We start from the raw sequence: 13,878 nt of genomic DNA on the forward strand, positions 1-13,878 counted from the left end.
CGTCTCCACCGTCTCTCCGATGCGTCCGACCGTCTCTCCAGCCCGTCAGCACCGCCTCAGCAGCGCCGGTGAAGGGGGTTCTAAGTATAACCCGACAAAGCCGCAAGTGGAAAATGACGCCGCTGAGCATTTTTTTGAAACACTCCAAAAAATTGTTTAAAGTCAATGCAGTGAAGAACCTCAAAGGCCACCTCATACCTGCTGACCCGGACTTTTCCCATTGGGTGACCACGGATCAGCACCAAAGGCAAAAGGCGACACTACTATATATTGGGATTTGACCAATGCTGGACACAAGGCTGCGCGACTCAAATCAGCGAGTCGACTCGCTGACTTTAACGGATTCAGCATGGAATCCCTCAAATATCAGATTTCGAACCGTGGCGAGTCTGACAACCAGACATTAAGAAGTCCGACCGCGCCTTCAGTGGGCCCGCATTCTGATCACCTATCTTGCACATCTCTCCGGGATGCGCTCTGGTCCCGGCAATTCGTTTTCGGCTTCAGTAGCGAGACAGGCATGGCACGTCACCTTCCGTTCCCTTTGGTCAGAACCGTCGGGTTTGACGGAGCGCTTGTAACTTTTGCGGACACAATGTCTGAGACCGCGAACCGAGCGGCGCTGGCGTTCCGATCTGAAGTGGATCGGCTTCAGTGGTCAGAGGTCACAGAGTCTTCAGCCTCATTGGCCTCGGCGTATGTTCGGTTCGACACGCAACGCACCACCCATCAGCAGATGTTGCACAAGCTTCAGGACCTGGTTGACCAAAGGGACTGGTACAATACGCCGCTTCCAACTGGCCGCAGGCTATGGCGCATACCGACGGTCTATGGCACCGACCTTGCGCCTCAGCTGGACGATGCCGCTGCTGCTGCCGGTCTCGCGCCGGCAGAAGCGATACGGCGGCTTGGCCAGTCCCGCGTGCGGGTTTTGACGATAGGGTTTGCCCCCGGGCAACCCTACCTTGGGCCATTGCCCCCCGAGTTCAACATTCCGCGGCTGCAAAACCTGACCCCCATGGTGCCCGAAGGCGCTCTGGTTCTTGCAATATCTCAGTTTGTGCTGTTTTCCGGACCAACGCCAACCGGGTGGCGACATGTCGGGCAGACGGCTTTTCGGTGTTTCCGACCTGAGACAAGTGAGGCATTCGCCCTCAACCCCGGGGATGAACTGATGTTCGAGCCCGTTTCCCGCGAAGACTTGGATCACATTAAGGCCAACAATGAGGATGGCACGGGCGGGGCAACCTGCGAGGAGATTGCGCCATGAGCCTGATCGTCCACCAGATCGGCCCGACTTGCACCATCCAGGACCAGGGGCGCATTGGTTATCTGGACCAGGGCCTGTCCCGGTCTGGTGCTGCCGACACACTGGCCCTTTTTGAAGGGGCCGCGTTGTTGGGACAGAGCCCGGAACTCGCCGCGTTGGAAATGGCCGGAATGGGTGGCGAGTTTGAGGCCACACAGAACATGCGCATCGCTTTGACTGGTGCGCGGATGCAGGCCAGTATTGATGGCAGCCCCGTGGCCTGGAACGCCTCGCATCGCTTGGAGCCCGGACAACGGCTGATCATCGGTGCGGCCCTGCAAGGCAATTACGGCTATCTTCACTTGGGGGGCGGTATCGATTCAGAGGTTTTTCTTGGATCTAGATCAGCGCACCTGACGGCACGGATCGGGCGAGCAGCGCAGCCAGTCGACAGGCTGACATGTGGTCCGGATGCAGGCGACGCAGGTTTGAAACTGACCCCTTCCGAGCGCTTCTCGGGTGGCGTGTTACGCGTCGTCGCCAGTTTTCAGACGTCCTTGTTTGATGACGCAACGCTTGATCGATTTGTCCACACCTCATTCCATCGTGGCGCCCGCGCCAACCGTATGGGAATGCAAGTGGACAGTGACGGCGACGGGTTCGCGGCCACTGGCCAACTGAACATCTTGTCCGAGGTGATCACCCCGGGCGACATCCAGATGACCGGAACCGGAAACCCGTTCATCCTGTTGCCTGAATGCCAGACCACAGGAGGGTACCCTCGCATCGCGACCGTTTTGCCCTGCGACATGCCCCGCGCAGCGCAGTCGCCCGCTGGCGGAGCGATCACGTTCGAATTTGTGAGCTTGGATCAGGCCACCGATTTGCACTCGGCATTCCTGGCGGATCTTGCCCGCCTGCCCTCAAAAGTCGAGGCGCTGGTGCGTGACCCGCATGACATCCCGGACCTGTTGTCCTACCAATTGATCAGCGGAGTGATCTCTGCCACCGACTGAGGAGATGTGCCGATGCCAAGCGTCGATCTGAATGCCGATATAGGGGAAAGCTTTGGCCCATGGAAAATGGGCGATGACGAAAGCCTTCTGAAAATCATCACCTCCGCCAATATTGCCTGCGGCTTTCATGCAGGTGATCCGGATGTAATGGCATCTACAATGAAGCTGGCGGCCGAGAATGATGTCGGCATCGGCGCGCATCCCGGGTTTCCCGATCTGCAAGGTTTTGGTCGCCGGAACATGAAGCTGTCTCAAGGCAACCTGTGCAATCTGGTGCGGTATCAATTGGGTGCGGCGATGGGCGTGGCCAGAGCGGTCGGCACTAAAGTACGGCACCTGAAATTGCACGGAGCACTGGCCAATATGTGTTCGGTTGATATTGATATGGCGCGGGCCTGCTATCAGGGCGCGCTGGACGTCGACCCTGACATCATCGTGATGGTTCTTGCCGTGACGAAACAGGAAGACGCCGTGCGCGAGCTGGGCTGCAATTGGGTGGGCGAGATCTTTGCCGACCGCGCCTACAATGACGACGGAACATTGGTTGACCGCAGCCTGCCCGGAGCCGTGATCCACGACGCGGATGTCGCCGGACCACGCATCCTGAACATGGTGCGTGAAGGCGCGATCATCACCGAAAGCGGCAAGCGGCTGGAGACATCCATCGACACGATTTGCCTTCACGGGGACGGACCGACTGCTGTTCAGATTGCCCGCTCAGTTCGCGAAAGCCTGATCGGGGGCGGTGTAGAGGTGACGAAATTCACCCGCTGAACATCATGCGTTAACACCAGCAGCCCAGTTTTACGACTGTTGCCCGTGCAGGTCTCAGCGCTTAGCATGACGGGCAAACGCATATTCTGAATACCATAATTGCAAACAATGCATTGACCCACAGCGGGCACGTGCAAGGAGGTCGTGGAATGTCATTTGATCTGATGTCTTATCAGCCCCGAGGCGATAAGAAGAACTCGGACTTCTTCAATGAGTACCTTCCGAAGATATATCAACGCCGGACAAGCTCGGGCGTCGCGGATCAGGTTGGCGCAATGAAGGCCATTACCATTCAGGTCGAACCCGGTGCGCTGTTCGACACAATGGTCGAGCTTTACGTGATGACGCCTTATCGGCACACCGCCAGCTATCTGGGGCAGACCCACAGATTTTCGGTTCTGCATTCGCATCCCGACTATCCCGCGCTTATCCTGATGGCCCCGCTCAGCCCCGGATTTGAAGATTTCATCCCCCGCATCAACCGCATGTACCCGCTGGCGCGCAACATGCCTCAGACGCGTTATGTAGGTGAGGTTTTCGCTGCCAGTGATCTGGACGCGCTGACCGGAGCACTTGAGGATCAGAACATACGCTTCGAGTATTCCGGCGACACCGAGAACCCGTTCTACACATCAGACGGATTCCGGTTCACCACGCCGTCGGACTTTACCTGCAACCGGGTTGGGTATTCGACCCACGACTTTAACGACACCGACAGTCTGGGCCTTGGGGATCGCGTGTTGCTGAGCAATACGGAACAGGCCCGTCTGGAACGGGCCGCCGCCTTCGGAACCGAAAGCAGGATCGCCCCGCTGATGCTGGGAATCGACCATCTTGCGACCCGGGTGCTGGCGGGTGAGCGCGAGGATGCGATCCTCGAATTCCTGACCATGGTGCCCTACTATTTCTGGGGTGCTTACAACATATTCGACATGAACTCATCGACCAACGTGAACCGCAGCGGCAACGTGGACGATGACAAAAAGTCTCCGGCAAAGGTTTTCACCGCAAACAATACGCCATCTTTCGTCAATTCCTTCGCCAAACTGCCAATGCCGACCGAAGATTTCGTGCGCAATTTTGGCCGCCGTCTACACCACATGGCCGTAGAGATTCAGGATGGCGATCACGGCGCCGGGGAAAAGAACGTCGATTTCGTGGTGAACACCTTGAAGGACAAGGGCGTGCCGTTTCTAGCCCATGTGGTGGGTGAGTGCAAAGATGACCCGAACCTGAAACAGATCTTCTCGAAACACTCGAAGCACACCCTGCTGATTACCGAGTATATCGAGCGGTGTCACAAATACGACGGGTTCTTCACCAAGGACAACGTCGCCGCCCTGACGGCTGCCGCCGGACAGGATGAACAATACCAGCACGGTCACGTTTTCGACTGAAAAAAAGGCTGCGGAACACCGCAGCCCAGACCCGTTCAGGAGAGAATATGCCGAACCTTATGACGGCCCGATCATGAAACAGGTGACGTTGCGGGCCTGCAGACGACGACAGGCCAGATCAGCCTGTTCGCGGGTCATGCCCTGAAAGGTTGCATCGAAACCACGCGAGTTTTGGTTTACCTTGCGCAGCGTGCCTTCCAGCGTGGTCATTTCCGACAATGCAGTCTTCAGCAAAACCTTCTCGGCCTCGTACCGCGTGGTGTAACGACCCACATTGACGCCCCACAGGTGACCACCGGACGAGGACAGGCGGGTGACGACCTCCTGCTCGGGCTCTGGCTGTTTGGAGGTTTTGGTCGACGCCAGCACCAGATTGTCCGGACGCAATGCCGGACGGGTATCTGAGGTTTCGACAGGCGGGGCAGTAGGCGCGATATCCGCTTCGGCAATGGCCGCCGCAATACCGCTGGTGATGCGATCGCTGTTCTGATCGGCTGCCGCCGCAACAGCACTTGCCACCTGCGTTGCCGCAGTTGGCCGTACAATCGGGCGCAGGCTGGATTTTGGCGCGCCGCTCACACTTGCCACCTGCGTATTGCCACCCAGCCCGGTATTGCCCGCATAAGCGGGGCGTGCCGGTTTGCGAATGGGTGCGCGCGACGGGGCACGACGGAAACCCATATCCAGAAGCTCTGCAACCTTGGCGTTGCGCGAGGCACCGGATTTTCCACCAAAGACGGTTGCGATGATGCGCTCGTCCTTGCGTTTCGCCGACGCCACCAGATTGAAGCCCGCCGCACGGGTATACCCGGTCTTGATACCGTCAGCCCCTTTGTAGGCGGCCAGCAAGCGGCGATTGGTGTTGGGAACGGTCTTAATCCCAGCATGCGTCGATTGCCGCGAGAACAGGTTGTAATACTGCGGGTAATCATACAGCAGATGCCGCCCCAGCGTGGTCATGTCGCGCGCGGTGGACAGGTGCCCCGACTCGGTCAGACCATGGGCGTTCTTGAAGGTCGTGCGGCCCATACCCATCGCTTTCGCGGTCCGCGTCATGCGCCGCGCAAAGGCCGCCTCGGACCCGCTGATGGCAATCCCGATGGCGGTGGCCGCATCATTGGCCGATTTTACGGCTGCCGCACGGATCAGATACCGGAATGCAATCGTCTGACCCGAGCGCAGGCCAAGCTTCGACGGCGGCTCGGCCGCTGCCTTCTTGGTGATCCGAACTTGGGTATCCAACGTGATTTCACCGTTTCGCACGGCTTCGAACGCAACATAAAGCGTCATCATTTTGGTCAGCGACGCCGGATGCAACCGAGTGTCAGCGTTACGCGAATGCAGAACCTCTCCGGTTCGGGCATCGATCACCATCGCAGCGTAGGGTGCCGCCATGGATTTGAGCGGCCCAAACGCCAGCACACATAGCAACGCTATAAGGAATAAGCCCATTCGGGCCGGAACTGTCCGCCGAATCTGCACGGTATTTGCCTCTGTCTGCCTCGCGCCGCCGGGTTTTCCCGGTCAGCAAATTTTGTTTTATTATCGTACAGACTATCACAGAGACCTAGTGAAATAAACCGAAAGCTGAGCTTTTCGCGGTTTCGTTACGCCGCCCGAACAGGGCTATATCTAGACAGATACTGCCCAAAGCACACCAGATGCGCGATTGAGGCAGAACTGGGTCAACACACGGCTGGGTTTTTGTGGAACTGCGGCCAAAAGGCAACATCACTTCAGGCCGCGCACCAGATCGACCAGATCGCCCAAATCCCTCAACTCCCGGAATCGGGGACTGTCGACCGGGGCTTCAGCATGCTCCACCTGCCAGACAAGGCCGTGCGGGACATGAACCCCCCAGCTTCCAGCCTGAATCGGAGCCACAACGTCAGATCGCATGGAATTGCCAACCATCATCGCACTCGCCGGGCCGTCACCGTGTTGGTCAAATATGGACCGGTATGTGTCAGGGGTTTTTTCAGACACGATCTCCACCGCGTCGAACAGATCGCCCAGACCCGACTGAGCCAGTTTGCGCTCTTGATCGATCAGGTCCCCTTTGGTGATCAAGACAACCCGGCACAAGTCGGTCATGCCTTCCACGGCTTCGCGGGCATGGGGCAACAGCTCGATCGGATAGGCCAGCATTTCTTGGCCGGCTTCGATCAATTGGCGAATGACCGAGGCCGGAACACGGTCGTCAGTGACCTCGATAGCGGTTTCGATCATCGATAGGACAAAGCCCTTGATACCATAACCGTAATGTCGAATGTTGCGCTTTTCGGCTGCCAGAAGCCGCTCCATCAGATGGTCCCGGTCGGCATGCTCGGCCAGCAATTCAGCAAAATGCGCCTGCGTCAGCTGAAAAAATCGCTCGTTGTGCCAAAGGGTATCATCCGCATCGAAACCGATTGTCGTCAGCCTGTCAGTCATCTTGTTTACGTCCGCTTGCTCTTTTCACCGGCCATCCCCACGTTATATAAGCGCGGAGATAAACCCCAAGCCTGAATCGGACCGTTGCCTACGATGCTGGAAAAGACCTGGATGATGTCTGACGAACCGGACGACGACAGCGACGCGTCCGTCCTGCTGCAGACGCGCCCTAAAACCAAGCGTCCGCCTTTGTATAAGGTGCTGTTGCTGAACGACGATTACACGCCGATGGAGTTCGTGGTTCATGTGCTGGAACGTTTCTTTGGCATGACCCATGCGGAAGCGTTCGAGATCATGCTGACCGTGCATAAAAAAGGTGTAGCCGTCGTCGGCGTCTTCAGTCATGAGATTGCCGAGACCAAAGTTGGCCAGGTGATGGATTTTGCCCGCAGGCACCAGCACCCGCTGCAATGCACCATGGAACGCGAAGAATAAGGCTTTTCGCCTGACGCTCACCCACTTTCTGCCGGAATCGCCCATGTCCCCTCGCCTGGAACTTGCATTGCAAAACGGCCTGTCGCTGTCGCTGCCTCTTAGCGTGATCTGCCCCGTGCCAGACCATGATTTGTCAGTGCTTCCCCAGGGGGCGCAGGTGGTGCAACCGTTCAAACCTTTTCACGACCATTTTGCTGCGCAGGGCTTTGACACGGTGCCAGAAACAGACGGCCCCTGTCAGGGTGCCATTGTGTTTTTGCCGCGCGCCAAGGCGCTGGCGCGGGCGATGATCCATCTGGCCAGTTCACGAGCCCGAGGCGTTGTCGTGATCGATGGCGCAAAGACCGACGGTGTGGACAGCATTCTGAAAGATGTACGCAAAAGGACCTCGGTCGAAGGGCCTCTATCCAAAGCCCACGGTAAAATTTTCTGGTTTCAGGCTGACACACAGACCTTCGCGGATTGGGCCGCGCCAAAGACGCAGATGGTCGATGGATACCACACGGCACCGGGTGTGTTTTCAGCCGACGGAATTGATCCCGCTTCGGCCATGTTGCTGAACGCCTTGCCCGCCAAGCTGGGGCCTCACGTGGCGGATCTGGGTGCAGGATGGGGGTATCTGACCGCAGAGATCCTGAAGCGCGACACTGTGAAATCCGTGCACCTTGTCGAAGCAGACAACCTGGCCCTCAACTGCGCGCGTATCAACGCATCTGACCCGAAGGCCCGGTTTTATTGGGCCGACGCCGTCACCTGGACTGCGCCAGAGCCTATAGACACGGTGGTGATGAACCCTCCGTTTCACACCTCACGCAGCGCGGATCCAACGCTGGGTCAGGGGTTCATCATCGCTGCCGCGCGAAATCTGACCCGCAACGGGACCCTATGGATGGTCGCAAATCGCCACCTTCCATACGAGACAACGCTGAACGAACAATTCACTCAGGTCAATGAAGTCGCCGGCGACAACCGGTTCAAGGTGTTTCAGGCCACTCGCCCTCGACGCTAAGGCTCGCTAACCTGCCCCCAATTCAGGAGGATTCGTATGTCCTTTTCCATCGCAGGCAAGACAGCAATCGTTACAGGCGGGGCCAATGGCATCGGGCTGGCCATAGGACGGCATTTCGCAGATGCGGGCGCAAACGTCATGTTCGCCGATATAGATGAAAAAAGCCTGGTCGATGAGGTTGGGGAACAGGCAGAGGACGGCAATATTCGCTACTTCGCAGGCGATCTGCGCGAAAAGCTGACCATTGCCAATTTACTGTCGGCAACACTGGATGCGTTTGATCAGGTGGATATTCTGATCAACGGGGCGCGCCAGGTGATCCAGTCTGATCCGCTGGACCCTGATGATGACTCGATGCGCACCTTGCTGAACCAGAACCTGATGCCTGCCCTGCGGCTCAGCCAACTGGTCGCAAAGCGTATGATCAAACAGTCCGGGGATGACGATGAAAGCCCGGCAGGATCGATCATCAACCTGTCTTCAATCGCAGCCCGGCGCACGCATCCGGACCTGATGGCCTATTCCGTGTCGACCGCCGCGTTGGATCAGTTGACACGTTCACTGGCCGTGGCGCTGGCGCCGAACCGCATCCGGGTCAATTCGATTGCGCTCGGCTCGGTCATGAGCGCATCCCTTCAATCGACGCTGAAAGAGAACCGAGACTTCCGCGACGATATCGAAAAGCACACACCGCTTGCCCGCATCGCGTCGGCCACCGAATTGACGGAAACCGCGCAGTACCTGGCATCGGATGCAGCTGGATTCATCACCGGCCAGATCCTGACAATCGACGGCGGCCGCACATTGCTTGACCCTGTTGCCGCACCTGCGCATTAAGACCCATGTTCGAAAAAGAAAAATCCACCGCCTCTGCCTGGTTCCGCCAATTGCGCGACGACATTGTTGCCGCGTTCGAAGCGTTGGAGGACAGCCACGATGCCGGCCCGTTTTCCGACATGAAACCCGGCCGGTTTGAAGTGAAGGAAACCAAACGCCAGTCCGAAGACGGCTCTGACGCAGGCGGCGGTCTGATGTCCGTAATGCGAGGCGGGCGTGTGTTTGAAAAGGTCGGGGTCAATGTCTCGACAGTTTACGGGACCCTGGGCGAGCGTGCACAACAGGCAATGGCAGCACGCAAAGGCATTCCCGGGATGACCGAAGACCCACGTTTCTGGGCCTCGGGGATCAGCCTCGTGGCGCATATTCAGAACCCGCATGTTCCAGCGGTGCATATGAACACTCGGATGTTCTGGACCCCGCACGCCTGGTGGTTTGGTGGCGGATCAGATCTGAACCCCTGCATCGAGTATGATGAAGACACGGCGCATTTCCACGCGACCCAAAAGGCTCATCTGGACCCGCATGGCCCCGGACATTATCCACGTCTGAAGGAGTGGGCAGACGAGTATTTCTATATCCCCCACCGCAAACGCGCACGCGGCGTAGGCGGTATTTTCATGGATGATTATTGCACCGGAGACTGGCAGGCGGATTTCGCCCTGACGCAGGATATCGGTCGGGCTTTCCTGCCGGCTTTCCTGCCATTGGTTGAAAAACGGCGTGTACAGAGTTTCTCGGACTCCGACAAAGACACTCAGTTGGTGCATCGCGGTCTTTATGCGGAATACAATCTGGTCTATGACCGCGGCACTAAGTTCGGACTGGAAACCGGACATGACCCGGACGCCGTTCTGATGAGCCTGCCGCCGTTGGCGAAATGGGTCTGACGCTTAGAACGTGTCCATGATGAAATTGTCATAGCAGTAGTTCTGCGCCGACGACGCCGACATATTTGCCCCAACTTTCCTGACGGTGATGGAATACCCGGGCTTGGTATCCACCCCCGGCGGCGGGGTCAGCGAGAATTGCACGGTCCGGACACCGGGTTCATAGGCGCGCCAGATATAGATCCGCTGGTTGTTTGGCACGCCCAGCGAGCGGATCGCATAGTCCCCGATCCCACACCAATAGTTCACGGGCGCTGACGATCCGATGGCCTTGACCTCATAGACACCGTCCGGCATCGGAGTGATTTCCGTGCGAAATTGCGGTCGAACGGACAGACCGAACCCAACAGCCTCGGCCATGGCAGGTATCAACAAAAGTGCAGCAGCAGCAAAAGACTTTACTAAACGCATAATCCAGATATCCCGAAACAAGGGGCCGATACCAATAACATAGCCGGGACGACCTGCGAGTAAAGCGGGACATGCCAACGAACCTGTAACACTGACCACAACAGCGAATTAATTCTACTCAAATTGCAGGAAAGCATTACACTCTCTGTAAACTTTTGGGTCCCGTTACACTGTTGGGTATTTCTTTGAGCAAGACGTTTCCAAAAGACTGGTTTGATTTCCCGCCTGAGAAATACTCGGATCTGGGCGCAATGTTCTATCTGGCAGGGCTGACGACAACACATCAGAAACGCAGTCTGGCACAGGTTTTGTATGCGTTCGAAACCCCGTTTCGCCTGGGCCAGTACCATATCTTCCGACAGAACGGATTCCCCCGAGGCTTTGTCACGTTCGCCGGGCTCAGCCCCGAGGTCGAGCACCGCTATGCAGTAAAGGGAAAACCCCTCACAGACGCGGATTTCACCAGCGGACCCTCTTTCTGGATCATCGATCTGGTGGCCCCGTTTGGACAGACCAGCCAAATTGTTGATATCCTCAAGCAGGAGATCCCGCACCAGCGTGTGCGCACCAACCGGATGGACAGTGACATGACACGCAATCGGATTGTCGAATGGACGCGGGATGAAGCAGGCGAAGTTCACATGCGCCTGTATCGAAAGAAGGAATTTGAACGCGTGTTGCAGCAAGGCGAGGGTTAATTGGTTTCAGTTCCGATCACAGGCGAACTGACCGGGGATGTGACTGGTTTCCCGCCCAACGTGGAGACGGGACAACCCACGTTGGACAATGGAAACTTCAATCCGGTCACACAAACCTGGACGATAGCGGCACAGCCCGCCAACGGAACCGCCTCGATCGACCCGAACACAGGAGAGTGGACCTATACCGTCGACCCGACATTTTTCGATGGTCTCGACAAAGGCGAAGTTGTCTTCGATTCTTTCTTCATCAGCGTCTCGGGTACAACGCAAGTCGGCCCATTCACCCTTCCATTCACCGGCACACCGGACCCGGTGGAAGTGGTCATCAGGATTGAAGGCGTCTGTTTTGCAGCCGGAACTCTGATTGAGACTGAAAACGGCCCAACTGCGATTGAAACGCTGGAGGTAGGTCACAAGGTGGCTACCGAGGATAACGGTCTGCAACCCATCCGCTGGATCGAAAGCAGTACGATTCCACGCGAACGATTATGCGATGAACCTGTTATGCGCCCCGTTCGTATCTCGGCGGGCAGTCTCGGGCCGAACGAACCCTCTCGCGACCTTCTCGTGTCGCAACAGCACAGAATTCTGGTAAAGGGCCCGAAGGTCGAGTTGCTTTTCAGCGCATCCGAAGCCCTGGTTGCCGCCAAACACCTGTGCGGATGGCCCGGCATTGGCATCGATACATCTGTTGAAGCCATCGAATATCTCCACGTCCTGCTGGACCGACACGAAATCCTGAGCGCCAACGGAGCGCTGGCCGAAAGCCTGTTTCTGGGGGAAGAGGCGCTGTATACCTTGTCCTCTGACGCGTTGCGGGAACTGGCCGCAATATTCCCGGACAGGCCGACCCCGGGTCATACCGGGTTCGGGCGCGCGGCTCGTCTGATACTGCGCGAACACGAAGCCCGCGCCCTCGCCCTCGCCCGAGACTAACTACCGGCCACAATATGTCCGCCGACATCCTGCGGAGCCAATGCAACCGTCTTGATCACCGCATGACATGTGCTGCCCGGTTGCAGGTTAAGGGCCGCAACAGATCGACGCGTGACCCGCGCCAGCACATTGCCCGCCGGGGTCCTTACGGACACGATCGCACCAGGTCCCTCGCCCGACCGGATCTCTTCGACAGTGCCGCTGAGCACATTTAGCGCCGAAAGCCCCTCGGGTTTTTTGTTCGACAGGATCACTTCCTGCGCAGGAATACGAATACGCAAGTTAGCTCCGATCTCATGCGCAATGCGAGGCAGAAACAACCGTGCGCCATTGGCATTCAATTCCGTCAGTCCATCGGAATGATGCTTTGCAACCTGAACCTGCAACACGGCCCCGACGGCACGGACACCCGTAGGGGCCACAGACGGGTCGGCAAGAACTTCGGATGCGGGCCCATGACGAACGGCCTTGCCATCCTGCAACGCAACGACGGACGTTGCCAATCGGGCCACTTCAGCAGCCGAGTGCGTCACATAGAGGATCGGAACCGAAACCTCATCCCTGAGACGCTCGAAATAGGGCAGGATTTCCGCTTTTCGCCCATCATCCAGTGCCGCCAGAGGTTCATCTGCCAGGATCAATCGCGGGCTTGCCAACAAGGCCCGCCCGATGGCGACGCGTTGTTTCTCACCGCCTGACAACCCGGCAGGTCTGCGGTCCAGAAGATGACCGATGCCCAGCATGTCGATGACCCTGTCGGGGTCTTCGCGTCGTGTATTCTTCGGCGCGAACCATCGCCCATAAGCAAGGTTCTGACGCACGGTCAGATGAGGGAACAACCGCCCTTCCTGAAAAATATATCCCAATCGACGCCGATGCGGCGGCAGCCAGAGTCCCTTTTCCGTGTCGAACAGAACCCAGTCATCCACAGACACACGTCCCGCCTCGGGCCGCAGCAACCCTGCGACTGCGTTGACAATGGTGGTCTTGCCCGATCCGGAGCGCCCAAAAAGCACTGTTACGCCGGGGGGTGCATCAAAACTGACGTCCAGATCTATCCCTGGCAGATGGTGGTGCAATCGAACAGACAGGCTCATGATCCGGCCACCCGCGCGGCGGCGCGGCGTCCCACATATTCTGAAAGCAACAACGCGCTCATCGCGATGACGATCGAGATCAGAACCAGCCGCGTCGCAGCGGCCTCGCCGCCTGGAACCTGCAAAAAGGCGTAAACAGCCGAAGGCAATGTCTGCGTCTGACCCGGAATATTGGACACGAAAGTGATCGTCGCACCGAATTCACCCATGGCCTTGGCGAAAGCCAAAATAGACCCGGCTATGACCCCTGGTAGAATCATCGGTAAGGTCACGGTAAAAAACACCATCGGGCGCGACGCGCCCAGTGTTGCTCCTGCCTGTTCCAGCTTCGGGTCCACCGCTTCGATCGACAAACGTATCGCCCGGACCATCAAAGGGAAGGCCATGATTCCGGCGGCAAGGGCTGCACCTGTCCAGCGAAAGGCCACTACGATCCCGAACTCGGCCAAGATCCGCCCCAGTGGCCCTTGAATGCCGAAGGTCAGCAACAACAGGTATCCGGTGACAACCGGCGGCAGGATCAGCGGCAAATGCACCAGACCATTCAAAACCTGTCGCCCCGGAAACCGCCAGCGGGCCAGAGCGTAAGCGACAAATATCCCAAACGGCAAAGTCGCCAGCGTCGCCCAAAAGGACACGCGCAGTGAAAGTTTCAAGGCTTCAACTTCTGCAGGCCCTAACCAATCCAAGGCA

Annotated in this window: 15 protein-coding genes; 10 read left to right on the plus strand and 5 right to left on the minus strand. The window is 57.7% G+C overall.

Annotated features, from left to right (window positions below; translation table 11 throughout):
• The first annotated feature begins 520 nt into the window (after window positions 1-520).
• The 4 genes from AC2FEB_RS20405 to AC2FEB_RS20420 all read left to right on the plus strand — a co-directional run bounded on the left by AC2FEB_RS20405 (window position 521) and on the right by AC2FEB_RS20420 (window position 4,436).
• Window positions 521-1,270, plus strand: coding sequence for a 5-oxoprolinase subunit B family protein (locus AC2FEB_RS20405; protein ID WP_496676385.1), 750 nt, complete (start codon window positions 521-523; stop codon window positions 1,268-1,270).
• The gene (locus AC2FEB_RS20410) at window positions 1,267-2,265 is read left to right on the plus strand and encodes a 5-oxoprolinase subunit C family protein (RefSeq protein ID WP_496676384.1); all 999 of its coding nucleotides are present in this window, start codon (window positions 1,267-1,269) and stop codon (window positions 2,263-2,265) included. The genes AC2FEB_RS20405 and AC2FEB_RS20410 overlap by 4 nt, the downstream gene beginning before the upstream one ends.
• A gap of 12 nt (window positions 2,266-2,277) precedes the next feature.
• The gene (locus AC2FEB_RS20415) at window positions 2,278-3,039 is read left to right on the plus strand and encodes a LamB/YcsF family protein (protein WP_496676381.1); all 762 of its coding nucleotides are present in this window, start codon (window positions 2,278-2,280) and stop codon (window positions 3,037-3,039) included.
• Between the two features lie 149 nt (window positions 3,040-3,188).
• Complete coding sequence (locus AC2FEB_RS20420) at window positions 3,189-4,436, plus strand: hypothetical protein (RefSeq protein ID WP_496884337.1); 1,248 nt, start codon at window positions 3,189-3,191, stop codon at window positions 4,434-4,436.
• Between the two features lie 57 nt (window positions 4,437-4,493).
• Here AC2FEB_RS20420 and AC2FEB_RS20425 read toward each other — a convergent pair whose 3' ends face one another.
• Together AC2FEB_RS20425 and AC2FEB_RS20430 are read right to left on the minus strand one after the other, a co-directional pair.
• Window positions 4,494-5,888, minus strand: coding sequence for a D-alanyl-D-alanine carboxypeptidase family protein (locus tag AC2FEB_RS20425; RefSeq protein WP_496676376.1), 1,395 nt, complete (start codon window positions 5,886-5,888; stop codon window positions 4,494-4,496).
• 279 nt (window positions 5,889-6,167) lie between these two features.
• Window positions 6,168-6,869: an HAD family hydrolase gene (locus AC2FEB_RS20430; RefSeq protein WP_299901484.1), complete on the minus strand. Its 702-nt coding sequence runs from the start codon at window positions 6,867-6,869 to the stop codon at window positions 6,168-6,170.
• A 93-nt stretch (window positions 6,870-6,962) separates the two neighbouring features.
• On the opposite strand from AC2FEB_RS20430, the gene clpS reads away from it, so the two are divergent.
• Genes clpS through hemF form a run of 4 tightly spaced genes read left to right on the plus strand, consistent with a single transcriptional unit; the run spans window position 6,963 to window position 10,040 of the window.
• Window positions 6,963-7,304, plus strand: coding sequence for an ATP-dependent Clp protease adapter ClpS (gene clpS, locus AC2FEB_RS20435; RefSeq protein ID WP_117872341.1), 342 nt, complete (start codon window positions 6,963-6,965; stop codon window positions 7,302-7,304).
• Window positions 7,305-7,347: 43 nt separating this feature from the next.
• A complete protein-coding gene (locus tag AC2FEB_RS20440; protein ID WP_496676374.1) occupies window positions 7,348-8,313 on the plus strand; it encodes a class I SAM-dependent methyltransferase in 966 nt (321 codons plus the stop codon).
• Between the two features lie 36 nt (window positions 8,314-8,349).
• On the plus strand, window positions 8,350-9,150 hold the full coding sequence (locus tag AC2FEB_RS20445) for an SDR family NAD(P)-dependent oxidoreductase (RefSeq protein WP_117872337.1): 801 nt from the start codon (window positions 8,350-8,352) through the stop codon (window positions 9,148-9,150).
• 5 nt (window positions 9,151-9,155) lie between these two features.
• Window positions 9,156-10,040: an oxygen-dependent coproporphyrinogen oxidase gene (gene hemF, locus AC2FEB_RS20450; protein WP_496676371.1), complete on the plus strand. Its 885-nt coding sequence runs from the start codon at window positions 9,156-9,158 to the stop codon at window positions 10,038-10,040.
• Between the two features lie 3 nt (window positions 10,041-10,043).
• Here the strand turns inward: hemF and AC2FEB_RS20455 are convergent, their stop codons facing one another.
• Window positions 10,044-10,451, minus strand: a complete 408-nt coding sequence (locus AC2FEB_RS20455; protein ID WP_496676368.1) for a hypothetical protein — start codon at window positions 10,449-10,451, stop codon at window positions 10,044-10,046.
• Window positions 10,452-10,636: 185 nt separating this feature from the next.
• Here AC2FEB_RS20455 and AC2FEB_RS20460 point away from each other — a divergent pair, with 185 nt between their 5' ends.
• The gene (locus AC2FEB_RS20460; protein WP_299901472.1) at window positions 10,637-11,149 is read left to right on the plus strand and encodes a toxin-activating lysine-acyltransferase; all 513 of its coding nucleotides are present in this window, start codon (window positions 10,637-10,639) and stop codon (window positions 11,147-11,149) included.
• Window positions 11,150-12,088: a Hint domain-containing protein gene (locus tag AC2FEB_RS20465; RefSeq protein WP_496676365.1), complete on the plus strand. Its 939-nt coding sequence runs from the start codon at window positions 11,150-11,152 to the stop codon at window positions 12,086-12,088.
• On the opposite strand, the gene modC is transcribed toward AC2FEB_RS20465, so the two are convergent.
• Together modC and modB are read right to left on the minus strand one after the other, a co-directional pair.
• The gene (gene modC / locus AC2FEB_RS20470; protein ID WP_496676362.1) at window positions 12,085-13,185 is read right to left on the minus strand and encodes a molybdenum ABC transporter ATP-binding protein; all 1,101 of its coding nucleotides are present in this window, start codon (window positions 13,183-13,185) and stop codon (window positions 12,085-12,087) included. The genes AC2FEB_RS20465 and modC overlap by 4 nt on opposite strands.
• Window positions 13,182-13,874, minus strand: coding sequence for a molybdate ABC transporter permease subunit (gene modB / locus AC2FEB_RS20475; RefSeq protein WP_117872975.1), 693 nt, complete (start codon window positions 13,872-13,874; stop codon window positions 13,182-13,184). Before modB ends, modC begins: the two co-directional genes overlap by 4 nt.
• Between the last annotated feature and the right edge of the window lie 4 nt (window positions 13,875-13,878).

This window comes from Ruegeria sp. YTSC106, from assembly GCF_059609765.1.

Coding starts and splice junctions, on each gene's coding strand:
- AC2FEB_RS20415 (WP_496676381.1), top strand. CDS start 2,278: ATGCCAAGCGTCGATCTGAATGCCGATATAGGGGAAAGCTTTGGCCCA.
- AC2FEB_RS20430 (WP_299901484.1), bottom strand. CDS start 6,869: ATGACTGACAGGCTGACGACAATCGGTTTCGATGCGGATGATACCCTT.
- clpS (WP_117872341.1), top strand. CDS start 6,963: ATGCTGGAAAAGACCTGGATGATGTCTGACGAACCGGACGACGACAGC.
- AC2FEB_RS20455 (WP_496676368.1), bottom strand. CDS start 10,451: ATGCGTTTAGTAAAGTCTTTTGCTGCTGCTGCACTTTTGTTGATACCT.
- AC2FEB_RS20425 (WP_496676376.1), bottom strand. CDS start 5,888: ATGGGCTTATTCCTTATAGCGTTGCTATGTGTGCTGGCGTTTGGGCCG.
- modC (WP_496676362.1), bottom strand. CDS start 13,185: ATGAGCCTGTCTGTTCGATTGCACCACCATCTGCCAGGGATAGATCTG.
- AC2FEB_RS20440 (WP_496676374.1), top strand. CDS start 7,348: ATGTCCCCTCGCCTGGAACTTGCATTGCAAAACGGCCTGTCGCTGTCG.
- AC2FEB_RS20405 (WP_496676385.1), top strand. CDS start 521: ATGGCACGTCACCTTCCGTTCCCTTTGGTCAGAACCGTCGGGTTTGAC.
- AC2FEB_RS20445 (WP_117872337.1), top strand. CDS start 8,350: ATGTCCTTTTCCATCGCAGGCAAGACAGCAATCGTTACAGGCGGGGCC.
- AC2FEB_RS20410 (WP_496676384.1), top strand. CDS start 1,267: ATGAGCCTGATCGTCCACCAGATCGGCCCGACTTGCACCATCCAGGAC.
- hemF (WP_496676371.1), top strand. CDS start 9,156: ATGTTCGAAAAAGAAAAATCCACCGCCTCTGCCTGGTTCCGCCAATTG.
- AC2FEB_RS20420 (WP_496884337.1), top strand. CDS start 3,189: ATGTCATTTGATCTGATGTCTTATCAGCCCCGAGGCGATAAGAAGAAC.